This window comes from Streptomyces sp. NPDC048277 (assembly GCF_040652235.1).
Taxonomy (GTDB): domain Bacteria; phylum Actinomycetota; class Actinomycetes; order Streptomycetales; family Streptomycetaceae; genus Streptomyces.
Genome location: NZ_JBEZLQ010000014.1, coordinates 310,406 through 335,086, shown reverse-complemented (window position 1 = coordinate 335,086; position 24,681 = coordinate 310,406). Strand labels below are relative to the sequence as shown.

General features: G+C 66.5%; 20 protein-coding genes and 1 pseudogene. 9 read left to right on the top strand and 12 right to left on the bottom strand.

The window, feature by feature from the left end:
* Positions 1-128: 128 nt before the first annotated feature.
* Positions 129-1,514, bottom strand: a complete 1,386-nt coding sequence (locus tag AB0D85_RS29690; protein ID WP_362326684.1) for a serine hydrolase domain-containing protein — start codon at positions 1,512-1,514, stop codon at positions 129-131.
* Between the two features lie 238 nt (positions 1,515-1,752).
* On the opposite strand from AB0D85_RS29690, the pseudogene AB0D85_RS29685 reads away from it, so the two are divergent.
* Positions 1,753-2,127 (top strand): annotated as a pseudogene (locus tag AB0D85_RS29685) (dihydrofolate reductase family protein); the annotation flags it as partial.
* A gap of 287 nt (positions 2,128-2,414) precedes the next feature.
* Here AB0D85_RS29685 and AB0D85_RS29680 read toward each other — a convergent pair.
* Positions 2,415-3,011 carry a hypothetical protein gene (locus tag AB0D85_RS29680; RefSeq protein WP_362326681.1) on the bottom strand — a complete coding sequence of 199 codons (597 nt, stop codon included), beginning with the start codon at positions 3,009-3,011 and terminating at the stop codon, positions 2,415-2,417.
* A 284-nt stretch (positions 3,012-3,295) separates the two neighbouring features.
* Here AB0D85_RS29680 and AB0D85_RS29675 point away from each other — a divergent pair, with 284 nt between their 5' ends.
* The 5 genes from AB0D85_RS29675 to AB0D85_RS29655 all read left to right on the top strand — a co-directional run bounded on the left by AB0D85_RS29675 (position 3,296) and on the right by AB0D85_RS29655 (position 10,535).
* Complete coding sequence (locus AB0D85_RS29675) at positions 3,296-4,546, top strand: hypothetical protein (protein WP_362326678.1); 1,251 nt, start codon at positions 3,296-3,298, stop codon at positions 4,544-4,546.
* 1,012 nt (positions 4,547-5,558) lie between these two features.
* On the top strand, positions 5,559-7,712 hold the full coding sequence (locus AB0D85_RS29670; RefSeq protein ID WP_362326675.1) for a hypothetical protein: 2,154 nt from the start codon (positions 5,559-5,561) through the stop codon (positions 7,710-7,712).
* Complete coding sequence (locus tag AB0D85_RS29665; protein WP_362326672.1) at positions 7,712-8,182, top strand: hypothetical protein; 471 nt, start codon at positions 7,712-7,714, stop codon at positions 8,180-8,182. Before AB0D85_RS29670 ends, AB0D85_RS29665 begins: the two co-directional genes overlap by 1 nt.
* Before the next feature lie 312 nt (positions 8,183-8,494).
* Positions 8,495-9,532 carry a hypothetical protein gene (locus AB0D85_RS29660; RefSeq protein ID WP_362326669.1) on the top strand — a complete coding sequence of 346 codons (1,038 nt, stop codon included), beginning with the start codon at positions 8,495-8,497 and terminating at the stop codon, positions 9,530-9,532.
* Between the two features lie 283 nt (positions 9,533-9,815).
* Positions 9,816-10,535, top strand: coding sequence for a hypothetical protein (locus AB0D85_RS29655; RefSeq protein ID WP_362326665.1), 720 nt, complete (start codon positions 9,816-9,818; stop codon positions 10,533-10,535).
* A 91-nt stretch (positions 10,536-10,626) separates the two neighbouring features.
* Here AB0D85_RS29655 and AB0D85_RS29650 read toward each other — a convergent pair whose 3' ends face one another.
* The 4 genes from AB0D85_RS29650 to AB0D85_RS29635 form a co-directional block, all read right to left on the bottom strand.
* Complete coding sequence (locus tag AB0D85_RS29650; protein ID WP_362326661.1) at positions 10,627-10,917, bottom strand: hypothetical protein; 291 nt, start codon at positions 10,915-10,917, stop codon at positions 10,627-10,629.
* An 85-nt stretch (positions 10,918-11,002) separates the two neighbouring features.
* Complete coding sequence (locus tag AB0D85_RS29645) at positions 11,003-11,404, bottom strand: DUF6527 family protein (RefSeq protein ID WP_362326658.1); 402 nt, start codon at positions 11,402-11,404, stop codon at positions 11,003-11,005.
* Entirely contained in the window at positions 11,401-12,570 is a 1,170-nt protein-coding gene (locus AB0D85_RS29640) for a ThiF family adenylyltransferase (RefSeq protein ID WP_362326655.1), read from the bottom strand. The genes AB0D85_RS29645 and AB0D85_RS29640 overlap by 4 nt, the downstream gene beginning before the upstream one ends.
* Positions 12,545-12,805 carry a multiubiquitin domain-containing protein gene (locus tag AB0D85_RS29635; protein WP_361671989.1) on the bottom strand — a complete coding sequence of 87 codons (261 nt, stop codon included), beginning with the start codon at positions 12,803-12,805 and terminating at the stop codon, positions 12,545-12,547. The genes AB0D85_RS29640 and AB0D85_RS29635 overlap by 26 nt, the downstream gene beginning before the upstream one ends.
* A gap of 152 nt (positions 12,806-12,957) precedes the next feature.
* Between AB0D85_RS29635 and AB0D85_RS29630 the strand changes: the two genes are divergently transcribed.
* On the top strand, positions 12,958-13,320 hold the full coding sequence (locus AB0D85_RS29630) for a helix-turn-helix transcriptional regulator (protein WP_362326652.1): 363 nt from the start codon (positions 12,958-12,960) through the stop codon (positions 13,318-13,320).
* Positions 13,321-13,351: 31 nt separating this feature from the next.
* Positions 13,352-13,912, top strand: coding sequence for an ImmA/IrrE family metallo-endopeptidase (locus AB0D85_RS29625; RefSeq protein WP_362326649.1), 561 nt, complete (start codon positions 13,352-13,354; stop codon positions 13,910-13,912).
* 40 nt (positions 13,913-13,952) lie between these two features.
* Here the strand turns inward: AB0D85_RS29625 and AB0D85_RS29620 are convergent, their stop codons facing one another.
* The 5 genes from AB0D85_RS29620 to dnaB all read right to left on the bottom strand — a co-directional run bounded on the left by AB0D85_RS29620 (position 13,953) and on the right by dnaB (position 22,240).
* Positions 13,953-16,607 carry a TniQ family protein gene (locus AB0D85_RS29620; protein WP_362326646.1) on the bottom strand — a complete coding sequence of 885 codons (2,655 nt, stop codon included), beginning with the start codon at positions 16,605-16,607 and terminating at the stop codon, positions 13,953-13,955.
* Positions 16,604-17,722, bottom strand: coding sequence for an AAA family ATPase (locus AB0D85_RS29615; protein WP_362326643.1), 1,119 nt, complete (start codon positions 17,720-17,722; stop codon positions 16,604-16,606). The genes AB0D85_RS29620 and AB0D85_RS29615 overlap by 4 nt, the downstream gene beginning before the upstream one ends.
* Entirely contained in the window at positions 17,719-19,848 is a 2,130-nt protein-coding gene (locus tag AB0D85_RS29610; RefSeq protein WP_362326640.1) for a helix-turn-helix domain-containing protein, read from the bottom strand. Before AB0D85_RS29610 ends, AB0D85_RS29615 begins: the two co-directional genes overlap by 4 nt.
* Positions 19,845-20,513, bottom strand: coding sequence for a TnsA-like heteromeric transposase endonuclease subunit (locus tag AB0D85_RS29605; protein ID WP_362326637.1), 669 nt, complete (start codon positions 20,511-20,513; stop codon positions 19,845-19,847). Before AB0D85_RS29605 ends, AB0D85_RS29610 begins: the two co-directional genes overlap by 4 nt.
* 251 nt (positions 20,514-20,764) lie before the next feature.
* The gene (dnaB, locus tag AB0D85_RS29600) at positions 20,765-22,240 is read right to left on the bottom strand and encodes a replicative DNA helicase (RefSeq protein ID WP_362326634.1); all 1,476 of its coding nucleotides are present in this window, start codon (positions 22,238-22,240) and stop codon (positions 20,765-20,767) included.
* Positions 22,241-22,699: 459 nt separating this feature from the next.
* Between dnaB and AB0D85_RS29595 the strand changes: the two genes are divergently transcribed.
* Complete coding sequence (locus tag AB0D85_RS29595) at positions 22,700-24,037, top strand: MATE family efflux transporter (protein WP_362326631.1); 1,338 nt, start codon at positions 22,700-22,702, stop codon at positions 24,035-24,037.
* Between the two features lie 182 nt (positions 24,038-24,219).
* Here the strand turns inward: AB0D85_RS29595 and rplI are convergent, their stop codons facing one another.
* Positions 24,220-24,666, bottom strand: coding sequence for a 50S ribosomal protein L9 (gene rplI, locus AB0D85_RS29590; RefSeq protein ID WP_046727591.1), 447 nt, complete (start codon positions 24,664-24,666; stop codon positions 24,220-24,222).
* Positions 24,667-24,681: the final 15 nt, after the last annotated feature.

The window sequence follows — 24,681 nt, the reverse complement described above, 5'->3', positions numbered from 1 at the left end:
TATTATTATATATTATTGATCAAATTGGTATTCTCTTCACATTTTTTGGTCTACTTGTGTTACTTTTGCGGGGGGGGGGGGGTGTTTTTAACCACCAAAAACCCCCCCACCCCGCACTACGCCGGCCGTCAGCCGATCCCCCGCCACCCCTCGGGGTCCACCCCACCGGGCACAGGAGCCGTCTTGTCGTACGGCTGACGCGTGAACACGAACGAACCGAGGTCCAGGTGACTCACCGTGCCGTCCGGGCGCTCCACGGGCCGTAGAAGCTCTCCGGCGTAATAGCCCTCCAAGCCGGTCCAGGTGCCGTCGCCGTTGGCCCGGAACCGCGCACGACGCCCGGTACCCGACAGCGGCCCCAGCGAGACGAACCCGTCGGCCGTCACCCGCAACACGAAGGCATGCGTGCCCCAGTACCACTGGCCGGCCAACCCGAGGACGGAATGCTCGACTTGGGGCAGGGGGCGCCAGGGCTCGGGAATGCGCGGCTCGGCCTCCGCGACGATCCGGACGAGGTCGGCACCGACGGCGGACAGCAGCGGCCCGGAGGTGCAGTTGGCCAGGACCACGGCCGCCACGTCGTCGTCCACGCCGATGGTGAGGTTGGCCAGGAAACCCGGCAGTGAGCCGGAGTGCCCGACGAGCAGCCTGCCGTCGCGGCGCTGGAGCTGCATCCCTAGGCCGTAGCTGGCGCCTTCCAGGACATCCGCGGGCTCGGCGGGAGCGGCCGGGGTGCGCATCTCCCGCACCGACCCCGCGCTCAGCACCCGGTCGTCACCGGACGCCAGGAACACGGCGAAGCGGGCCAGGTCGGCGGTGGTCGACCAGAGCTGCCCCGCGGGCGCCATCCGGCCGAGATCCTCCAGCGGCTCCGGGAGCATCGCGTCTGCCCAGGGATGCACCGCCCAGCCGCCGGCGTGCGGCGCCTGCGGCTGGGCGCTCGTGCGGTCGAGGCCCAGAGGCTCGAGCACCTCCCGCCGGAGCACCTCCTCCCAGGGAGCACCACGGAGTTCCTCGACCAGCGCGCCGAGGAGCGTGTAGCCGGGGTTGGAGTAGTGGTGCCGGCGGCCGACGGGGTGCAGGAGGGGCTGTTCGCCGAGGACATCGCTCAGCTCAGGACGCAGCGAGCCCGGGGTGCGCTCCCACCAGGGCGCGGGCGACTCGGCCGCCAGCCCGCCGGTGTGCGCGAGGAGTTCGGCGATCGTCGCCTCCCCCGCACCGGTGCCCGGCAGATGCTTCTCCAGCGGATCGCCGAGATCGAGCAGCCCTTCGTCGCGCAGCCGGAGTACCAGAACGGCGGTGAACGTCTTGGTGATCGAGCCGATCCGGTACTGCACGTTCTCGTCGGGTCCGTGCCCGTCCACCGAGGTTCGCGCCCCGTGCCAGACGGCCCGCCCGCCCCGCACCACCGCCGCCACCAGCGACGGCGCCCGTCCTTCGGCCTGAGCCACGGCGATCCGGTGCAGCAGTGCCCGCCGGGTGGCGGGGAGCAGCTCTTCCTGGGTTGTCGTCATGTGCCCAGTCCACCCGGTGGGCGGACCGGCGTCGAGCTCATTTCGGTGGCGCGGTGGCACTTCCTCACGAGGGCGAGGCCGAGATCAGGCGGCTTGCCCGTGTCGGCCGAGTACACCACGCTGAGCCCCGAGGACGAGGAGTACCGGCGGGCCCAGATCGCGCACCGATGGGTTTCCCGAGCCGCGCTGGTCCATACGCCGGGCACCCACGGACGGAAGGCTGGGCCATGCGGAAACTGACCAGCAGCCCGGCGCCACCCCGGCGGAGATCGAGTTCGCGCGGAACTGGCGGGACACGCCGAAGGTGGTGTTCTCCTCGACGATCGACAAGGTCGACTGGAACGCCCGACTGGTCACCGGCGACGCGGTCGCCGAGATCACCCGGCTCAAGGCCGAGGACGGCGGCCCGATGGACATCGGCGGCGCGACGCTCGCCGGGGCGGCCATGCGCGCCGGGCTGATCGACGAGTACGTGATCGCCGCGCATCCGGTCCTGGTGGGCGGCGGCACGCCGTTCTTCACCGCGCTGGACAGCTGGGTGAACCTGAACCTGGTGGAGACGCGGACGTTTCCCGGCGGCGTGGTCCTGACCAGGTACGAGACGAGGCGCTGAGCGCCCGCCACGGAACAGCCGATGACAGCAGGGCCGTCCGTGGCATACCCCCAGCGCGGACTGTTGCCCGAAGGCCGCGCCGCCAGGACATGTAGGTTCTCACTTTCGGTGTCATGCGCCGACGCTATGACCTGGACGTTCCCCTCCAGTCTCACGACGTGTCGGCAGGCGGCTGTCTCAGATCGGTGTCATTTCCTCAGACTGCCCAGCCGGCTGCACCGCTTGTCCGCGTCCCGTCTGAGTGCACCACCACGTACGGAGATACGTGCACCGGCAAGCAGTTCATGTCATCGCGCGGGCATGACGGTGGCAGGGAGGCAAACCTCCAGGATGACTGCGGTGCCAGCCACGGCTCGGTCCTCGTGCATGGTGATCTGCTGGCCGGGCTGGACGTGCGTCCAGTGGGAGGGAGTGAGGGGCACAAGGCGAACCGTGGCTCGCCCGCCGGGCTCTAGCATGGGCATGTTCTCAACCCAGAGCCCAGCGATGCTGACCGCACGTCCGCCGGTGGGTGAGAGGAGACCGATGTCCCACATGGGCCGCAGAACACCCGCACCGGAGATTGGCGTCGTGCGTCGCGCCTCGGCGGCAGGGCGGAGCGTCAAATCCGCCCTGACCACGCCGTTGCGGAGCTCGGAGCATCGCCAATGGCACCAAGCCGCACTCCGCTCCAGCTGGAGCTGATCAGCCGCTTCGGCGAGCTTCTCCCAGAAAGCCAAAGGGAGCGAGTGAGCCTCCCCAAACTCCTCCAGCAGACCCAGGGCGATCTCCCACTCGTCGTGAACGAGGTAGTCCCAGACGTCTCCCACCGTGATGTCATTCTCGGTGGCGGTCTCTTCCGGAACCAACAGGAAAGCTGCTTCGAGCAACTCAGGGACGTCCATGCGCTCATTGTCGACCGCATGAACCTGCTGCCCGGTCCGGATGTCAGACCCTGCGCTTAGAGTGCGGCGAGATGGGGCCGGTCCCGAGGCCGCCAGCACCGGAAAACGGCAGCCTCCCTGGCCTGCTCGGGGGTGGTTTCGGCCCAACCAGCGTCCAGGCATCGTTGAGGGCCACGAGTGCAGCCTGTCAGCCCGGCCCCTTTGAGTACCTAATCGGAGTCAGTATCGAGCGACCCGGTGCATCGCACCCGCCCCGGGTACATTCACCGCGATCGGAGAGCATCGTGAAGAACAGCCCGTTGTGGCGAGTGGTTGACAACCAGAGTGGTACCCAGTCCATCGTCAGCACGCCCTCCGAGGCGGTCGCGTTCGTCAACAGCCGGTTCGACACCGATGACGACGACGAGCCGTTCAGCATCACCGAGGTCGGCCCTCTCCTTCCGAAGCCGCTCGGGATCATCACCGCATGGGCCGCCAAGAAGGACGGCGAGCGAACCGACGGGCGTACTGCTCCGATCACCATCAGGCCGGTTGTGACGGACAACGCCAGCGAGTGCGATGACGTCGTGCTCTGGGGCGACGTGTACGTCTCCTGGGACCACGACATGTACACCGTCGAGGAGCCGGACAGCTCCGAGTACAGCGAGGCTTACAGCGCAGCCGAGTTGAGCGCGATCCTCGACGAGTACGCCGACGACTACGAGTACGCGCCTGAAAGGCCTGAAGGGCCCGACAGCCACAGGTGGCCGAAACCGGAAGAGTTGATCACCTACGGCGCCCAGGAGTGTGCCAAGCGGTTCGGGCACCTCGACGACGACGCCCTGCTGTGGCTCGCTGCCACCCGCATCACGCTCGCCGTGTGGCGCAACACACCCGTCGAAAACTGGCATGCCGGGAAGAGTCCGCTCCACGACGGCACAATGATGCGGATCAACACGGCAACCACCCGACTCGTGCGCTCGATGCTGTCGTTCGACCATGTCGACTGGATCGGTCTCGGTCTCGCGATCGTCAACCCGTCCCGGGTTCTACCGACAGGGCAGTCCGTACTCGAGCTCGGGCTGGCCTGCCACAACCCTGACGACCCGGCGCACGAGGTTGATCCGCGAGAAGAACTCGCAGAGATGGCACAGGTCGCGATCTCATGGGGGCGAAGGTACTGCCTTCGCGAGAAGGAGTTCGGCCTGCGAACCCTGATCGAATCCTTCTGTGCGTCCGACAACGGCTGGTTCGGAGCACCGAGTTGGGGGCGCATCGTCGATCGGTTCCTTACGGCTGTCGACGACCGGGAGAATGCGCACTGGCGCATACACCAGGACAAGCCTTGGTTCGACGAGTGGTTCACCAACCGGCCGGCCGACATTGCGGAGACCACGGAATTTCGTCGGCTGCTCCTTGCCGGGCCCGACCTGCTGTCCGAGGAGGCCGCCGAATGGTGCGTGGATGGTGCCATCGGCTACGTCTGCCAGGACGACCACGCGAACGAATGCTGGCGGTGCGGTATCCCACCGGCAACGGAGTCCCCCAACGAGTGAACGTGGGCACCAGCATAGAAAGCATCAAATCCACTGACCGCGCTCTCTCCCACCTGCTCGGCGGCCTCCCCTGCTTAGCCAGTCGCGGCTCCACTGACTGGAGATGTGCGGGTGCTTCTGACGGATCTGTGGCAGCAACGCTGGCCCGGCTGCCCGCCGGTCGGTCACAAGCTCCGTGAGCCCTACAGGAATGTCTGGGTCCGCTTCCACAGTCCGTCGGGTCTTTGTCATCAGCATCACCGGCCTGCCGGTTTCTTGATAACCACGGCTTCCACGACACGGAGGTCGAGCAGGTCCACACGTTTGAGCGAATTCGGCCTCAAGAGCCTGGCCAATCTCACGGCGATGTCGTATCTGACATCCATCCGACATCGATCGTGAGATTCCGACACGCGAAATGAGGCCCTACAAGTCCTGTAGGATCCTGCGGCTCATATCCCCGGGCATCGCGGTGACCAGTGGGTTTTCGGGTTGTCTCACGTCCTGGCCAACCGCTTTCGCCTCAGGACGGGTGTCATTTCCTCAGCGAGGGCTAAGGGTAGGACTCGTGGCCGGGCCCAGTAAGTTGTCGCAATCGGCTGGCGATAGTTGGCCACACTGAGCGTGGTAGTTGATCAGGGTCAAGTCCCGAACGGAGCATCTGCCAGCGTACGTTCACCTGCACATTTGACAACTCCGCGCGATGACACCACAGTTAGTCACCGCCATATGACTACTGGTTACATGGCATCGCGTAACCGCTCCGGCTACACCGGAATCGCACACGCCAGACCTGTGAGCTGCGTGTGACGAGCGACTGGCACTTCACCACGGGACACCTCTCCGTGTGACCAGCGGCTCACCTGATCCCGCCGAATGCCGGTCGGCACGAACGGACCGGAGACGTGAACCGGGCTCGTGACGTGACGGCGCACGCCGCCCTCGGGAGGCGCGCAGCGGCCGTTTCGACGCCCAGCGTCAACGGTGAGGGGCTCTGCCCCGAAGCGCGCTACCTCCAAAGAGGACGCCTCTGATGATTACCAACTCGGCCGGGGACTTCGACTCCGATGAGTCGGCCATCCCGCCCTTGACGCGCCGTCCCGACGAGCCGAAGGCTCCGGAACCGGTTGCGAAGTTGCGCCATGCGTGGAAAACCATGGCGAGCAATTCTCTGTGCAAGGACGCCCTGGACGATGAGGCCAGGAACACCGTCACCTTCGGCGCCGTGGACCCGGCCCACCTTACGGCGCTTGCCAGTGTGAACAGCGACGTCAACCTGCTGTTCCGCAAGCCTGTCGCGGGCGGAGTTCTGTACCTGGTCGGACCACATCGTCGGTACCTCGACCTCATGATCCTGCCCGACCTCATCAACGGGCGCTGGGGCGACACCATCCTGACCGCCATGGATCCCAAGGCGGACGGACAGCCTCCGGCCTACAGCACGTTGCATGTCGCTGATGACACGGGTACGCAGCGCCCTCTGGCTGTGCTCACCATTCGGATGCGAGACCGGCACGCCCTGGCTGAGGCCGTGTACGACAGCATGGTCAACACCTACATGGCCGACTCGGCGCGGCGGAATGTCTACACCACCAGCATCCTCCAAGAGGGCGTCAAGGAGCCCCTGACGCTGTTCCTGATCCGGGTGCTGTTCGACGACGGCACACACGAGACCTACCTGGTCACCGGGGACGGCAACAGTAGGTTGATCAGCTTGTGGCTCGCCCGGACTGGCGGCGACATCCACGAGGCTGCCAGCGCGTGTGTGGCCTCCGTCATCGGTTCGGTCGACCGCAAGTCCCCCCGCAGCGCGGCGGAAATACGCCGTGCCCGGAACGCGGTGGCGGCCATGGCGCACCGTGTCAGGGCCGGCCTGGAGGAAGAGACGCTCACCGAGGCGACCCGACGTGAGGGCCATACCCTTAGCTTTCCGGCCATGGTCGTGGTCGGTGCCATGGACGACAGCGGTGCTGCTATGGACGACCTCGTCGTTGCCCGTGATGACCTTCTGAGTAACCTCCACACCCGAGTTACACCGTGGTCGGAGACCGCACAGAATTCCCAGGGCATGCGACGGGTCTACCGCAACGCCGGGACCACCGGTCTGGTCAACGATAACGAGTACAAGATCCTCACCGGTACCGCCCGAGTCGACGAACTCCGCACCCTCCACGGCCTTCCTCCGCACCGGCTGTGGGCCTCGGCTGTGCACCAGCAGGTTCTCCTGGCCGGAAGTCGGGCGGTGGAGATGACGGAACTGCTGCGCCAGGAATTTGGATTCCGGCGCGCCGACCGGCAGTTGATCGGCAAGCGCACAGGCGCGTTGATCCTTTCTCCTTACCGGAGCGACACCATCGACCAGGCGCTACGCGCCTTTGACAACGGCGGGACCATCACAGACCTGGTCTGGAAGCGCCCTTGGGAGCTCACGAAGGGATCAGATCCGGTGGAGGTCCTCGACGAGATCCTCACCAAGGCCCTAGTCGGTGACCAGGCAGCCATCGCGGAACTGACCGTTCTCGGGGGGACCGCCGCCATCCTGCGTGGGCTGATCACCCGTGACCGCGGCTCCAAGCTGGGAGTGAAGGCCGAGCCGCTCAAGACCCCCTACCGGGCCACTCCCACCCGGCTCCTCACGCTCCTGGCCTCGACTCTCGGGGGCCGCAAAATGTTGCATTCGATCGCCTGCGCCCACGTCACAGGCACTCAAACCGTCAAGGCGTTCCACACGCGCGTCGATGTGATCGACGGCCGCACGATGGAAGACGGCGATCCCGTCATCGACAAGGCCCGTGCCCAGGTGTCGATCCGCTTCGAGTGGGACCTGGCCTGGTACGCCGACACTAAGCTAGCTGAGGAGACGGTTGCCGCGACCCGGAAGGAGCTGGCTTCGGCCGGCAAGGAAGACGGCGAACTCCCCCTTCCTCCGCACGTCAAGGAGCAACGGAACCTCGACTCCGCGCTGACCTCCGCGACCAAGGCAGCGCACGCGCTCGCCGAACTCTCCGAGACGGACCCTCTGGGATCGAAGGTGTTCGGTTCCTGGGAGGCGGTCGACGAGTGGAAGCAGCGCCTTGACGGCGTCAAGGGTTTCCTGGAGTACGGACCGAAGAAGCCGTTGAAGCCGCTCACCGACGCCATGACAGCGATCCTGAACCGCAGCAACGAGGACGGGGAGGACGACTGATGCTTTCTCGAACCATTCGCCGCCCCCTGCTCGGCGTGGCCACATTGCTCCAGCCGCTGCTCTCGCCGATCATGCTGGCCGACGGGCAGGTCGACGAAGGGAAGCTCCAGGCATACACCTGCGCCGCGAGCCCGCACATCGTCCGTGCCCGGATCGTCGCGCCTGCGGCGGTGTATGTGGTGTGGGACGGGCACGGGACCTGCCGTTACGTCGGCAGTGTCTCCCGCGCCCGCGGTGACGCGGTAGCCGTCCGCCTGTACGAGCACCTGAACGACAAGGTCCACTGCGAGTCCAGATCGATCACGTGGATGCTCCTGTCGGTCCTGCCACTGCTAGCCGGCGCCCCCAAGTCGGTAGTGCGGGCAGCAGAGGGATGGGCGGCTCGCAACCTGGCGCCGTACGACGGCTCCCGGCAGCCCAGTGTGGAGTTCCACCTGCCGCCGCGGCTGTTGGCCCGTCGCCTGAGCTGACAAGGGCGCATCCCTGTGGCGCTCTGGGCGGCGTCACCGGGATCTGGTGCTGACAGGTTCTACCAAGCTGTGCAGCGTCGTGCCCCGAGCAGAAGCCGTCCCCCGTCGGGACGGCGCCAGACCCCCAGCCGACTACGGTCATGCCAGGCGCGACACAGGATGTCGAACTCACCTTCACCCTCGCAGTAAAGCTGTCCATCGCACCCCCTGCCCACGGGCGATGGCCCGTGTTGCCAAGGTTGTGAGTCGGCGAGCGGACGGACTGAAGTCTCCGTCACCGAAAGGCCGAACCGAGAGGAGAGCACGCCCACGATGGCAAACGAGAAGGAGGGCTCGGCGCCGGCCGAGCAGGCAGCGCTGGCGGCGGGCGGCGAGGACCTGGCCGCCGAGGTGCACTACCCGCCGGTGGACAACGGCCTGGACTACCTGGTCAGCGTGGTCGATCACCTACGTGGCGAGGAGGTCGGCCGCCGGGAGCTGAAGTACGCAGTGGTGCACCTACAAGCCGCCGTCGAGTGCCTGCTGAAGTACCGGCTGGAGTTGGAGCACTGGAGCCTGGTGTTCAAGAACCCCGGCGACGCAAGGCGCAGCGAGCTGGACGACGGCAGCCTGACCACCTGCACCGTGGACCAGACGATCACTCGCCTCGTAAACCTCGCGGGCGTCGCCATCAGCCCGAAGGAGGACAAGGATCTTAAGCAACTGGCCAGCCTCCGCAACCAGCTCCAGCACTACGGCCGCCTGCACGACACCAAGGTCAACCGGTACGTGATCGAGGCAAAGGCCGCGGACGTGCTGGAGTTCCTGACCCACTTCGTGGACTCCGAACTGCTGCCCCGCCTCGACCCACCGGACGGGGAGACGGCCGATTCTCTGGCACGTATCCGCGAAGGACTCGACGAGATCCGTGGCTATGTCGCGGCGCGGATGCGGCGGCTGCGCCCCAACCTCGACCCTGTGAAGTCCCGTACCGTCCAGTGCTGGAACTGCGACCAGTGCGCCTTGGTTGTCGGGGACGAAGAGGGCGCCTACTGCTTGTATTGCCACTACCGGCGCGGGCACGACGACATCGCGTTGGCATACGCGTACGAGGTCCTTGACCGCACCGAGTGGTCGGCCGTCCGCGGCGAGCTGGATCCGGTTTACGGGTGTCCAGCCTGCGACGTCGAGGCCTTGGTGCGTGGGGTGCTCACTGCGGCCGCCCCGAGGAACCCGGTCGACCTGTGCTTCCACTGCGGCGAGACCTTCTCAGGGATGGAGGAGTGCGTCCGCTGCGGGAAGCCGTTCGCGCCGACGGACAGCGAATCCGTCTGCGACGGCTGCCTGCTTGAAGCGATCGCCCCTGAATAGCTTCCGCCCTTTGCCGGAACCATGCGCGTCCCTTGGACGCGGCCAGCTTCGTCCGTGAGCTATAGGTGTGGCCCGCCTTTGCATCGAAGTTGGCCCGGTGTGCCAGTCTTCCCGCATACTCCAGTTAGTCGGTACGGCCAAAGCCTCCACCTCACGGGCCAGCCCCCGGTTCATCCTCTCCGCGCGCGCCGCGGAAGGCGGATCGAGAGACGGAAAAGAGGAAAGTGGTAGCTCGTCCCGATGGCGTGGACAGATCACAGGTGGCAAGAACAACGGGGTGGCAATGGGTAACGGTGAGGGCTTTACCGAGATCTCCCTGAGAGATCTCGGCCCCAAGCCGAGGGGCCAGATGATCACTCCGGCATGGCAGTACCTCAAAGCAGCCCACTCCAGCGTCCAAGGCATCTTCGACGGCCTGTCCGTGGTACGACGGACCCGGGCCGAGGCGCGCGAGGAATTCCGTGGGCGCCTGGGCACCGATGAACAGAACCTGCTACGTGCCGCGCTGGTGTTCACCTCCAGCGGGTTGGACGCCTGTTGTAAACGCCTTGTCCGGGATACGGCCTCGGTACTGATCGAGGGCAACGCGGACGCGGCGCGGAAGTTCGACGAGTACTTGGCCCACGAACTTGCCGTCTGCCCATCTGATGCGGTCGCCACCGCGATCCGCAGCAAAACGCCCCGTGACGAGTTGATCAAGTTGTATGTAGCGGCGCGAACGAAGGCGAGCATGCAGGGGAGCGAGGATCTGCGCAAGCGGGTGCGCGACCCTCTGGGGATACCCAACGCGAAGGTATCCAAGCAGCGGCTCGCGCCGCTCGACCCTTTCTTCACCGCACGCAATGACATCGTGCATGACATGGACTACGAGGACCCCAGCGGCACCGGTGCGAAACGGCACACCCGGGTCATGGAATCGGTCCGCGGCCAGTGCGACGAGGTGTTCGCAGTGGCGAGTGAACTCATCGCGGGTACCGCAGCGAATGTGCGAACCCTGCCCTGACCATCCCAACGTCTACTCGACACCTCGAAGATCACGCTCTTGGACGGATCAACTGTTGTTACCGGGTCCTCCGCCGATTAGTCAGTCCCTCTCACTCAACGGGCAGTCTCGCCGAACGACGACGCTCAATGGCCGTGATGACGTCTATCGTCGGAAGCGTCCCGTTGAGCGAGGCCAGAGTTAGCCAGTCACCACCCGGGCCGGTATCCAGCATCGCCTCGCACCACCAGCGCTTGAGAATGGCCTCCGCTTCCTCCGGAGCTGCCACAAGCAGCTCGCGATAGAACTCAAGTCGCTTCACGCTGTCCAGCGCGGCCGCGATGCCTGCCCCGTTTCTCGGTACGCGGTCTGGCTTGTGCTGGCGGACCGACAGTGCACTCATCGGGTATCCCTTCCGTCTACTGCAAGTCTGCCGCGCGGCAGACTCCCGATGGCCCGTTCTCAGAACTGTCCCGCCCGACGAGGACTCACCAACGCCATGTGCCCAACCGCCGACGCATCCTGGCAAACCGGCCGCCCACGATCTCGCCAGCTTGCTGCGCAAGCTCGTGCTGATCGCGTTCACGGTTCTCGGCGACCTCGTCAGGCGAGTACCGACGGCTCCACTGCACCTTGCCCTTGCGGATCCAGTAGTGCGATTGACACGACAAAGCCCAGTTGCCGACCGAAGGGGTCAGGGAGACGTTCTCGCCGTCGTAGGTGAGCGACCACTGCGCCGGCGACAACGGCGTGATCACCTCCTGTCCGCAGCCGCAGCAGCACAGGTGGCCGCAGGTGTTGTACGCGATCGAGATGTACAGCACCCCCTGCTTCATAGCCGCTGGAAAGCTCTCGACGAACTCCGGCCCAAGGAAGCCGCCTGCGGTCATGTCAGGTCCTCGTTGGAGATCTCGTTCGTGGTCAACGAGTAGGTTGCGAAGCCCTCTCCCGTCGCATCCGCATAGGTGCCGACGTAGCGCTTCCAGCGAATGACCGCAAGCACCGCGTTGAGCGCGTTCAGGTCAGCGGTCTGGATGTTGCGCCCGTAGTCGTCTCGTTCGGGTGCCGGGATCGGAATCCTGCGGCGGGCCTGCTCACGGCGCCCCGGCAGACTTGTCGTGACCCGCAGCAGACCGCCGAGTCGGCCGTCGGTCTCGTCGATGCCCAGTCCAACATCGATGAACGGCACGTCACGGGCCTCCAACCAGTCCATGATGACGGGCTTTCCCGCGGCGTCGTCCGACGCGAGGAAGACGAACGTCGCTCCTTGGAGGACTTCGAGGTTGTCCTCGTCCAGGTAGTCCTCGCACGCGGTGATGCCACGGTGCATGTTCGAATAGGCCGCCGCGAAGTACGCCGCCTTGTTGGGGCGGTTGCGCAACGTGTCGAGGGTAGCCGCGCCCGGCGCTCGGAAGGCGTTGTGGTTGTCGAGGGTATCGCCGTCGACAACCAGGATCGAGTCGACTTCGGTCTTGGAAACCTGGTCGAGGATGTAGCTCCCGGTCCCGCCGAGGCCGACGATCACGATCCGATGGCCCCGGTACCGCCGGTTGACGGCAGCGAGGCCTGCTCGCGACGTGGCTGTGTCCCGGTAGACGAACGGCGTGTCGTCGTCGATCTCCTGCCAGGCCGCGCCGGGGGTGGGCGTCACCGATCTGTCGAGCGCCTGTGCCTGGTCGGCGACCATCCGCGCATAGGCCGTGACCTTCGAGTACTGGTCGGGGTACCCGTTCGGCGTCGGCTTGCTGGAGAGCATGAAGCTCGCCTGCAGCCCCTCAGCGATCGCACGGGATTCGGGATTGGCCATCGCCAGTTTTCGGCCCTGCTCGTCGCAGGGGGTCGAACCTCCGAACCAGATGCGGTGGTCAGTGTCGGATACGACGCGGTCTCCGCTGACCGTCACCGGATAGGCGAGGAAGCCGTACTCGATGGTCCTCGCCTCGGTGACGTAGGGGATGTGCCGAACGAGCAGGTGCCCCGCCTGCACGACGACGTCGAACCCTTCGTCGAGCAGGCGGGACAGGTCAGGATCACGAACGAGAGGTGCGGTAGACATCGAAGACCATCCCCTCCTTCACCCGCACGCTGTGGCCGGCAGTCAGGCTCCCCGACCCGTGACCGTCGTGGCCGCGGCTGTACCGGACCGTAATGGTGTCCTCGCCGGTCCCGGGCTGGCCGGGGTAGGCGAGCTCGACCACCTGCTCAAAGGAGATCTCCTTCGCCGCCCAGGGATGCGATCGGGTGTTGACGATGATCGTGACGGGGCGGGGCCCGTGGTTGTCCTGCGTCATCGGGTACTCCTGCGGCGTGAGAAAAGGCCGACCGACACTCACGCCAGATGTCAATCGATGCTCGAAGTTTCGAGCAGCTACACTGTAGCAGAAGTGATCGACATGTCGAGCGCCATAAGAAGTCAGGGGCAGTGATGGGTGGCAGCCCGAGCGTGGACGTCAAGGCCTTGCATGCGGCCTTGGAGGCGGCACGCCTGGAAAGGGATCTATCTGGCCGACAGCTGGCGAAGGAGATTGGGGTAAGCGCATCCACCATCTCGCGCATGGCCAACGGGCTGAAGCCCGACGTCACGGCGTTCGCGGCGATGACGACGTGGCTGCGCATGCCGGCGGAGGCCTTCTACGTGGTTCCTGGCGCGGAGACACACGCCGAGGAGCCGGAGCTCGTGGCGTCCCTCGTTCCGCTGCTTCGAGCTCGCCGGGACCTCTCCGAAGGCGACGTGGACTACCTCCAAGAGGTCATCGGAGCGGCCGCACGGCGGTTCCGCACGGAACGTGACCCTCGGAGCAACTGAGGTGCGCTGGACGCAGGCCCTTATGCGAGAAGTGACCCAGGAGGAGCGAGCCGCGCTCGGCTTGAGACCCAACGCCCCGTGCGACCCGTACGCGCTCGCCGAGGAACACGGCATCGACGTGTACACGCTCGGCAGTCTGGTTGATTTCGGCGTCAACGCTGAAGTCGTCAGCCACTTCACGACGGTCGACTCGTCCGCGTGGTCGGCCGCACTGGTGCCCCTGGGAACGGCACGGATCATCATCGAGAATGAGTCGCACGCCGTAGCCCGGCGCAGGTCTAACATCGCGCACGAGCTTGGCCACCACCTACTGGAACACCCATTCGACAACGTGATCTTCGGTGAGGACCACAAGCGCCAGTTCAATGATGAGCAAGAGAAGCAGGCAACCTTCATGGCAGGCGAGTTGCTGATCCCGCTCGCCGCGGCGGAGCGCATGGCGTTCGACGGTTGGGACAACGCGCGCATCGCCGCTGTATACGGAGTGAGTGAGCAGTTTGCGCAGATGCAGATGAAGGGGCAGCGAGTCCGCGCACAGCGGGCCGCGAGCAAGTACGGATTCCGGTCTCCGACAGGGCGCCCTGGATCCTGATCCCGCGACAGTCCTGTCGCCTCGGGGCGAACTTCAGCTTTCACGGCTGTGCCCCATCTTGAGATCGGCGAACAGCTCTAAGCACGTTTCTCCCCAAGGAGGTCAGCTTCATGGGCCGACCACGTTCGGCTCTGGCCAGCAGCGGTCCGCCAAGCTCTCGTTCGATCCGGTTGATCTGTGCGACGAGGGCGAATGTGTTGAGACCCAGGCCGCTCGCGGCCGCGCCAAGACTGGGGTAGGCGGATGCGGCCGCGAATCGACTCAGACGTTCTCTAGCCCCCTGACCGCCGAGCGCTGGCCGAAGGATGTGCGGCGCTGTACTGGCCTGCTCGGCAGCGCGAAGTGCCTGGCTGTGGCTGGCTCCTCCGCGTGGCCGGAGAGGGATGTTGTGGGTGTGGGCCCAGCGGGCCATGTTCGCGGTGCTCATGCCGGTTTCGCGGGCGAGGTCCGACAGGGTTCGCCGACGGTGGACGTACTGCTCGATGAGCCAGTCCCGTTCGACGGCGCCGCGGCGTTTGTAGTCCTGTGGTCCCTCGCGAAGCGGGATGCCGTACTCCTTGGCAAGGTCGGTCAGCACTCTGCGGGAGAAGCCGGTGAGGGTGGCGATCTGCTGAAGAGAACGGTGTTCTTCGAGGTAGAGCTGAGTGAAGCGCTCTTCCGGGATGGTTTGCCGGGCTTGCCGCCGGATGCGGCCGGTGGCTCTGGCGGCGTTCTTCGTCAGCGGGGCTGCGGGGGCCGGGTGTTCATCGAGGACATGCCGGATGGCCTCGACGGTCGTGTCCAGGACTTGAGCGGCGTGCTGAACGGGGTGCTGGCGCTCTCGGACGAGCTGGTGCAGACGGGGCAGGTCGATGCGCGCCGGGTCGGGTCCGGGAAGGGAGAGCCCGGCCAGCAGGGCGGTGGGAGGCTGCCAAGTCACGGGCTCGTCGTGGATGTTTTGCGAGGCCAGGAACTCAAGTGCTTCCTGCTGAAGGACGTGTGCGAGTTCCGTGGTCTGAAGCGCGGTGAACTGCAAGGACGCCGCCCGGAACTCTGCGCTGTCGAGCCCACCCAGGTCGTCGGGCACGGACTCGGCAGGCAGGCCGCTCAGACGTCGGAAGAGCTGGCTGCGGACGATGCGTTCGCGCCGACCGGTCCCCGGCGGTGTTCCAGTGCGGCGGCAGATCTCCAGCCAGCGGCCATGGGGAAGCAGGCCCCTGTAGTCCAGGAGTCGGCGCTGGCCGTAGTCGATGGGGGTGCCGTTGTCATCGAGGTGGTCGGCGAGCCGGTCCAGGGCGGTGACGATGTCCGGCCATTGCGGAAGGTCGTCGAGTTCCTGGAGGAGGCGTGAGATCTTGATGCCGTCGGTGACGTCGCCGACCAGCCCGGCGGCCTGGACCAAGGAGGTGCGGCTGTCGGGAATCAGCAGCAGGGCGGCGAGAACGGGGGCCAAGGCCCGTGCGTGGATTCCTGCGGGCGGTGTGAGCCGGACCGTCCAGGACGGCCAGAACATCGTGGGGATCTTCCTGGCCCTCTGCTCGATGTCCCGGGTAGTCCTTGCCGGCCTGCGGGGATTCTCAGCCGTGGTGCGGTAGCGGAGGCGCTCGCTGGGGCGGAGGGAAGGGGCGAGGGCGGCCAGGTGCACGGACTGCAGCACCGGGCTGATTCCCTGGCCCCAGTCGTCGATGCTGGTGGCCGAGATCTGCGTGAGTTCCTCGCGTACTGCTTCCAGCAGGCTCCGCAGGGCCTCGCCGGCCGGATGGATTCCTGGCTGCTCCAGGATGCCCAAGGCCATGGTGACCGCGACCGCGGCATCCACGGCTCGCGGCGGGGCCATGAACCCCGGTCGATCCACCGCCTGTTCGGTGTGCGGGACGACCGGATCGGTGGTGAGGTGCACTTCTGCGATGTCGGCCTGCATCCGTTGACGCAGGACAGCAGCGGGAAGGTCGCTCAGGACGCGAATGCCCAGGGCCCGGATGTCGGCCAGCGCCGCCGGTGCCGGCTGGGGAACAGTCCGGTAGGGGCCGAAGGCCACCGTTGCCCCGTCGATGATCTCAATCACCCGATCCTGCGCCATGAGAACCGGATGGCCTGGAGGCAGGAGAAGCGTCGAAGCGCGGATCAGATCGGCGCCGCAGCCAGCCGTGATCGGGCCGCCGGAGCGGATCGGCGGATTCCCGCAGAGTTCCGGTTGGGGGACGGACCGGCCGGAACGGGGCCGCTGCCGCGGAACCTGCCCGCAGTTCGGGCAGCAGTCTGCCAGCAGCCGGCAGTGCCGGGTGCAGGCAAAGGAGAAACCGAGCCTCCAGGACAACTGCCAACGCCCACCGCTGGAGCGGAGGCAGTCCGGACAGAACCGGGATCCCCGTCCACGTCCCCAAAGGACATGCCGCGACACAGCCCGGCCTCCGGCACTCATCTGCAGGGCCCGTCCGTCGTAGTGCGCCAGGGTCATGGCGGTGACCGCCTCCGGGGCAGTGCCGGTGGCGTGCGCGACGGCAGCAGTCAACCGCTCGTCGAGGAAGATCGTCCAGTCCGCCGGGATGCCCCGGAACTGGTTTCCGGCCCGCTGCCGGACCGGGAAACCGAAGTGCAGCAGGACATCACCGAGTGTGGTGTCCATCCGCCCGGCCGTCGCCTCCAGCCAGGAGTCCAGTGCCTCGCCAGGCAGTGGAGGCAGCCGGATCGGCAGGGTGCGGATCGGCAGTCTCATGCCGCTCGTCGGCTCCGGGATCGCGGGCGGCTGGTCAGCCGCTTCTTCTCCAGCGCGGCCTGAAGTTCGAGGCGGGCCGCCTCGGACGCCTCATCGTTCTTCACCCGGTCCATCAGCTCCTGGTCGAGACGTTCGGCGCCGGTGCGGACCGCCCTCTGGCAGCCGCGGTTGATCAACGTCATCAGCGAGCCGATGTGTCCGGTGCTGCGGGCGAAGAGGTAGTCCGACAGGTCGTCCGCGAGCATGCCGGGGTGCTTGTCAGTGAGCACGACGCGCTGTTCGAGGGCCAGCAACATCTGCCGCCATTCCCGTCGCCCGGCCTCCGCGTCGATGGTGAACGGGCGAAGCCCGAGGCGGGTGGTGCGGCGGCCAGTCTGGGCCAGAGCGGTGTCGCGCCCGTTCGTCCCCTCGCCGAACAGTCCCTTCTCCGCGAGTTCGACCCCCACCATCAGCAACGTCACCGGGAACTCGTTGGCGATCCACTTCAGGTGATTGCTCACCTCGATGCCGCTCTTCTGTCCCCATTTCAAAAAGTGCAGATCGTCCAGAACCACCAGTCGGACATCGCAGGACAACACGCAGTCCAGCACCCGCCGTCCGAACTGGGCCGTGGTGCCCCGCCCTGTTCCAGGGTGGCCGAAGAACTCCAGCATGGCGCGGTTGAGATCCTTCATCCCGGTGTTCCCGGTCAGCCCGACCCGGCAGACGGGGATCCGTTCGTGTCCCTGGCTCGTGAACGGGCCCGCCTCCTCGATCTCCCGCTGGTGGAAGTCGCGGGCGAAGGCAAGCACCGAGGTCGTCTTGCCCAGCCCCGGGAACGCGTCGACGGCCACCGCCCCCTTGGCCTTGTCACCGTCCTGTTCGTTGCTGTCGACGATGTCCCACAAGTCCTCGTGGAGTTCTGCCAGTTGCGGCGTCTTGACCGGGCCGATGTTCGCGTGCCACTTCCGGCGCTGCCGGTCGTAGTCCGCCCTCTCCTGCGTGGCCAGGGACTTCACCTGTTTGCGGGTCAGCAGATCGGGCCGACAGCGGCGAGGGCCCTCGGCGAACGCCTTGAAGTCCTCCTTCCGCGACAGGGCGAGATTGTCCGGCTCCGGAACGCTGTTGTCGTTCACACGTCCTCCAGAGCATCGGCGTAGAAGTCGTTCTCTTCGGCGAGGTCTTCCAGATCGGCCTCGTCGTCGTCCCCTGTTTCCGTCACCAGGTCGGGTTCCTGCGGTTCTGGCGTCTCCTCGTCCTGGCCGAGGGCCTTGCGTACGGACGGAAGCGAGACGACCGTCTCCGCCTCTTCCTCGGGCAGTTCGATGGTGGCCTGCTCGCGTGAGAGCCGCAGGGCCATGCGCCGCTCGGCGATCGTGGTGCCCAGTCCGAGGTTCCACCGCTGAAGCAAGTCGGCAACAGCGAGCCGGTCGTTGGGGAAGCGGTACTTCGAGGCGGCCAGCTGCCGGGCGAATGTCAGCGCGTCCTCGCTCAGCGGCATCTCGGCCGACGGTGCGTGCTCCCAGGTCAGCGTGTGCCACTCGCGGGTTGTGGGGTTGCGGAAATAGATCTTGGTGATGTCGTCGGGGTCCGCCTGGAAGGGCCAGCCGTTCTTGACTGGACCGTCGTAGGGGCTGCGGATGCCCGGCTCTGGCAGGCCGGGGCCGCTGTAGCGGCGACGGCCGATCTCGACCCCGTAGTGCTGGACCGTGCGCCACTTCGTCTGCAGGAACTCAAAGGCCAGGTCCCGTTCGCGGGGTGCTTCGATGTAGCCCGCCCGGGCCATGCCGTGCTCGAACATCTTCGCCGGGGACATCCGCAGTCCCGGCAGGCCAGGATCGACCAGGTTGGAGTGCGGCCTGCAGTGATAGACCGCAGCGGTCCACTCCCGGATCATTGCCTCAAGCTCGTCGAGGAAGAAGAACGCGTCGTCCTCCGGGCTCTCGCCCCGCGAGTGGATGTCGGGACCCTTGTAGCCGGGCAGCACCTGCAGCAGCCCCTCACGCAGGGTCCGGAAATAGCGCTCCACCGGCCCCTTGTCCCGGCCCGTCCGGAGCCGAGCCGGCTGGATGGAGATGCCCATCCGGCGGCAGACGCTGGTCAGATGCTCCGAGACATAGACCTTGCCGTGATCGACCACCAGCGTCTCGGGAACCAGAGGAGGCGAGGCCAATCCTGGTCCGGTGGCGCCCCCGACATCGACCAGGACGGTGCGGGGAATGCCGTGCTCGGGCCAGACCGCGTGCCGCGGCCAATCCCGCCCCGCCGGCCTCGGCCTGAACGACTGGAAGAGCACCGCGCTGACATCCACCGCCTTCGTAGAGACCGGCGTCAGCCGAATCCCCGTGATGCAGCGGGTGTACCAGTCCATCCCGACACTCAACTCGGCCTGCACCCACTTGAGCGTCAGCGGGTCGAACGCGAAGACGTCCAGGCGGGTGGAGTCCATCAGCAGGTACTCGCCCGGCCGTGTCGGCCGCAACTTGCCATACGGACCCTCGGGCCGACCGGCGATATCCCGATTGCGCTTCGTACTAAGCCGGAACAGCGGATGCCGGCGCTCCAGCTCCTCCAGCAGCCGAAACGCCGTCGCCCGACTCGGCTGTGGCACCACCCCTTCACCGAACCGCGCAACCACCCGAGCCCGGGTCCGCTCGATCACCATCGTCCGCGACGGCCGCGACTGGTCGGTGTGCTCGACCATCACCTCCACCGCGGTCTCGACCCACCGGTCATCGACCGCGATCTGCGACTTCCGTGTCGGCCCCTTCCGGGGGGCGAGTCCAGCCTCCCCATGCTCCCGGAACTCGGCGATCCACCGTTTCAAGGTACGTAGACCCACGCCGAGTTCAGCGATCTTCGCCGCGTATCTGGCCTCCAAAGGCTTCTCCGGCGAGTACTCGGAGCGAGGTTCCTCGTCGCGTGCAAGTTCGGGGCTGCCAGACCGATAACCCGTCAGCACTTCGCGGATGTGCTCAGCTCGTTCCAGGACCTTCCGCTTCTCCGCCACGCCGAGCTGCCCGAGAACCACTGAGGCGATCTCACCCTCATCGTCCGCCGACGGTCCCGGGCCATCAGGACTGATGGCAGCACGGTCAGAGAAGAGCAGTTCCTTGAGTGACAACCGCAGAAGCCTCCCATGACCGTCCTTCAAGACCACCTCGTTGCCCGCCGTGGTCGCTGCCATCTCCACCACCTCGACGGACTCCCCGTCGTAGCGGAAGTGCGTACCGACTCCGACCCGAGCTCCCGCCCTGCTCACGCTGCCCTCCTCAGAATGTGTGAAGGGCCGAGCGGCCGGTCGAGATCAGTGAAAAGAGTCTGCGTCCAGAGCAAATGATGGATGGCGGCGCGCACTTGCGGCTCCGGATGATTCGGCAGACACCCCGCAACTTGCCCCAGCAGAAGCCCGTCGAGATCCACGTCTCGGAGCTCTTCCAGAACCTGGGCTCTGAACAGCCAGTCTCTGCGGTAACCCGCCAGGAACCGAATGTTCTCCAGCTCCACGGCCGGAGGCTCGCTCCAGACCTCGTACTTCCACCCCCGCGATTCCACCACCCGCCGGGTCCAGTCGAAGGCGAAGGTCACGTCAGGCTTGGACAACCGGTGCAACGGCTTGACGTCGACGACCACCGGCACCTGCGGGGTGAGCAGGAGATAGTCCGGGACATGCCGACGTGCTTTCCCCTCAAGCACTGTCTTCAGAAGGAAAGGCTGGGCCACGATGCCGCGTACGGACGGATCGAAGTCGGCGAAGAGCAAGCGCGACAGTTCCAATCGCGACTCGTAGATCACGTGGTCGCGCATCGTCGCCGACCAGTAGGTACCCGAATAGTGCTTCTGACCCCTGTACCAGCGGAACGTCCGCCATGGATGAGCCGACTGCAGAAGCTCGACAGGCGCCGTACTCCAGTCTCGGTCCTCCACCAGGGGACCACGCCCTCGACGGACACTCACCGTCGCAACAACGCTGTCCACCGCGAACCCCCAGCCCACGGGCGATCGCCCGTGCAGCCAAGGGTGTCAGCGGAACTTCAACGCGCGGTACGAGCCGGAACCACCTCACCCGAAAGGGTGAACGCCCCGACCGGCGAGTCTCACAACGACGGCACAAATGCCAGCGATGTGCCATCGGAGGTGAGATTGTGCCGCGAAATCTGAGACCCTACAACATCGCCTCAGGTCTGTGCCATGTCCACGAAGCGGGAGTAGTGGCCCTGGAAGGCCACGGTGATCGTCGCGGTCGGGCCGTTTCGGTGCTTGCCGACGATGATGTCCGCCTCGCCCGCGCGCGGTGACTCCTTCTCGTAGGCGTCCTCGCGGTGGAGCAGGATGACCATGTCGGCGTCCTGCTCGATGGAACCCGACTCACGCAGGTCGGAGACCATCGGCTTCTTGTCCGTACGCTGCTCGGGACCACGGTTCAGCTGCGAGAGCGCGATCACGGGGACCTCCAGCTCCTTCGCCAGCAGCTTGAGGTTACGGGACATGTCCGAGACCTCCTGCTGACGGCTCTCGGAGCGCTTGCCGCCGGACTGCATCAGCTGCAGATAGTCGATGATCACGAGCTTGATGTCGTTGCGCTGCTTCAGCCGACGGCACTTGGCACGGATCTCCATCATCGACAGGTTCGGGGAGTCGTCGATGTAGAGCGGGGCGGCCGAGACGTCCGGCATCCGGCGGGCCAGCCGGGTCCAGTCCTCGTCGGTCATCGTGCCGGAGCGCATGTGGTGCAGAGCGACCCGGGCCTCGGCGGACAGCAGACGCATCGCGATCTCGTTGCGGCCCATTTCGAGGGAGAAGATGACGCTGGGCAGGTTGTTCTTGATGGACGCGGCCCGTGCGAAGTCCAGGGCGAGGGTCGACTTGCCCATGGCGGGACGCGCTGCGATGACGATCATCTGGCCCGGGTGCAGGCCGTTGGTGAGCGAGTCCAGGTCCGTGAAGCCGGTGGGTACGCCGGTCATCTCGCCGGTGCGGGAGCCGATCGCCTCGATCTCGTCGAGGGCGCCCTCCATGATGTCGCCGAGCGGCAGGTAGTCCTCGCTGGTCCGCTGCTCGGTGACGGCGTAGATCTCCGCCTGGGCGCTGTTGACGATCTCGTCGATGTCGCCGTCGGCCGCGTATCCCATCTGCGTGATGCGGGTGCCGGCCTCGACCAGGCGGCGCAGCACGGCCCGCTCGTGAACGATCTCCGCGTAGTACTCGGCGTTCGCCGCCGTCGGCACCGTCTGGACGAGGGTGTGCAGATAGGAGGCGCCGCCGACCTTGTTGATCTCGCCGCGCTTGGTGAGCTCGGCGGCGATGGTGATGGGGTCGGCCGGCTCGCCCTTCGCGTAGATGTCGAGGATCGCCTGGTAGATCGTCTCGTGGGCGGGCTTGTAGAAGTCGTGGCCCTTGAGGATCTCGACGACGTCGGCGATCGCGTCCTTGGACAGCAGCATGCCGCCGAGCACGGACTGTTCCGCGTCGAGGTCCTGCGGCGGAACCCGCTCGAAGGTGGCGCCGCCACCGTCCCAGTCGCTGTCGTCCCGGCCCCGGTCGTGCCGGTCGTCCCGGCCTCGGCCGCCTTCACCGCGTCGGCGGGAGGCGGGCAGACGATCACTGGGACCGGCGTCGGCCCACGGATCGTCCAAGGGCTCGGAAATGCTCACCGAGCCACCTCCTCCCGTCCGCCCGGCGGACCTCGCCATGCCCTCTTTTGTACGGCACGGCACTGACAACTGGGACGCCCCATTCCGGTTCTGGACGCGTCGGTTTTGTGAGGTTTCCGAGGCCGTGACAAGGAGCGGGTGCCGCACCACGTTAGGCCCGTCGGCACCGTCAGCCAATCTGGTTATCCACAGGCCATGTGGACGACGGCCCGTATGCTGTGGAGAACCCGCCAAAACCTGTGCACGACGCGGTGGACAGTGCTGTGAACAAGGCCTCGATCTCCCTCGACAATCGCGCCTGACCAGCAGTTTTCCCATCCACCGGCTGTGCAGAAGAAAAACTTTCCCAGTCGGATCAAGATCGCCTCGAACGGTGCGCGAACGCACGGGCCACGCAAACCGAAGTAAGGGACAGAGTGGCATTGCATCTCTTACCTGTGGACGATTAGATTGGTGCTCATGCCACAGGCTCCCGCGATCCCCCAGGCCACCCGCCGACAGCACGACCGAGAGATCGTCGCCCTGGCCGTCCCGGCCTTCGGGGCACTCGTGGCCGAGCCGCTTTTCGTGATGGCCGACAGCGCGATCGTCGGCCATCTCGGCACCGCACAGCTCGCCGGTCTCGGGGTCGCCTCGGCCCTCCTCACCACCGCCGTGAGCGTCTTCGTCTTCCTCGCCTACGCCACCACGGCCGCCGTCTCCCGCCGGGTCGGCGCCGGCGATCTCCAGGCGGCCATCCGCCAGGGCATGGACGGCATCTGGCTGGCGCTGCTGCTCGGTGCCGCGGTGATCGCCGTGGTCCTGCCCCTGGCGCCCGGCATCGTGGACGTCTTCGGCGCCTCGGCCACCGCCGCCCCCTACGCAACGACCTACCTGAGGATCTCCTCACTCGGCATCCCGCCCATGCTGGTCGTACTCGCCGCCACCGGTGTCCTGCGCGGCCTCCAGGACACCCGGACCCCGCTGTACGTCGCCGTCGCGGGCTTCGTCGCGAACGCCGGGCTCAACGCGGGGCTGGTCTACGGTGCCGGACTCGGCATCGCCGGCTCCGCCTGGGGCACCGTCATCGCCCAGAGCGGGATGGCGGTGGTCTATCTGACCGTCGTGGTCCGGGGAGCCCGTGAGCACGGGGCGTCGCTTCGCCCCGACGCCACCGGGATACGGGCCTCGGCACAGGCAGGCGCCCCTCTTCTCGTCCGGACGCTCTCGCTGCGGGCCATCCTGATGATCGCCACGGCGGTGGCGGCCCGGCTGGGCGATGCCGACATCGCCGCCCACCAGATCGTGCTGTCCCTCTGGAGCCTGCTGGCCTTCGCCCTGGACGCCATAGCGATCGCCGGGCAGGCCATCATCGGTCGCTATCTCGGTGCCGGGGACGCGGTCGGCGCCCGTGAGGCCTGCCGGCGCATGGTCCAGTGGGGCATCGCCACCGGAGTTGCTCTGGGCCTGCTCGTGGTGGTCGCCCGGCCGCTGTTTCTCCCGCTGTTCACCAGCGACCCCGTCGTGAAGGACACCGCACTGCCCGCGCTGCTCATCGTGGCGCTCTCCCAGCCGATCTCCGGCGTCGTCTTCGTACTCGACGGCGTACTGATGGGCGCCGGAGACGGGCCGTATCTCGCCGGCGCCATGGTGGTGACCCTCGCGGTCTTCGCGCCGGTGGCACTCCTCGTTCCCGTCTTCGGTGGCGGGCTCACGGCGCTCTGGGGAGCCATGACGCTGATGATGACCGTGCGCATGCTGACCCTCTGGCTGCGTGCCGGCTCGGGACGCTGGATCGTGACGGGCGCGACGCGCTGACGACGGGCTCGCGGTGTTTCACGTGAAACACCGCGAGCCACCACGTTTCACGTGAAACACGGTTGACCCGCCGGTTCGACGACGCACCGGTTCGACAAACCACTCGTCGGTTCGACAAACCAAAGGGGCCGCACCCTCACGGGTGCGGCCCCTTTCAGCTACTGCTCAAGCCGAGCGCAGCGTCAGGCCGCGACGACCTCGATGTTGACCTTGGCGGCAACCTCGGGGTGCAGACGCACGGACGTCTCGTGGGCGCCCAGGGTCTTGATCGCGGAAGCGACCTCGATGCGGCGCTTGTCGACCTCGGGGCCACCGGCAGCCTTGATCGCCGAAGCGATGTCGGCCTGGGTGACGGAACCGAAGAGACGACCCGCGTCGCCGGCACGGACGGCCAGGCGGACCTTGACGCCCTCGAGCTGGGCCTTCACCTGGTTGGCCTGCTCGATGGTCTGGATCTCGTGGATCTTGCGAGCACGACGGATCTGCTCGACGTCCTTCTCGCCGCCCTTGGTCCAGCGGATAGCGAACTTCCGCGGGATCAGGTAGTTGCGAGCGTAGCCGTCCTTGACGTCGACAACGTCGCCGGCGGCACCGAGGCCGGAGACCTCGTGGGTGAGGATGATCTTCATTAGTCGGTCACCCTT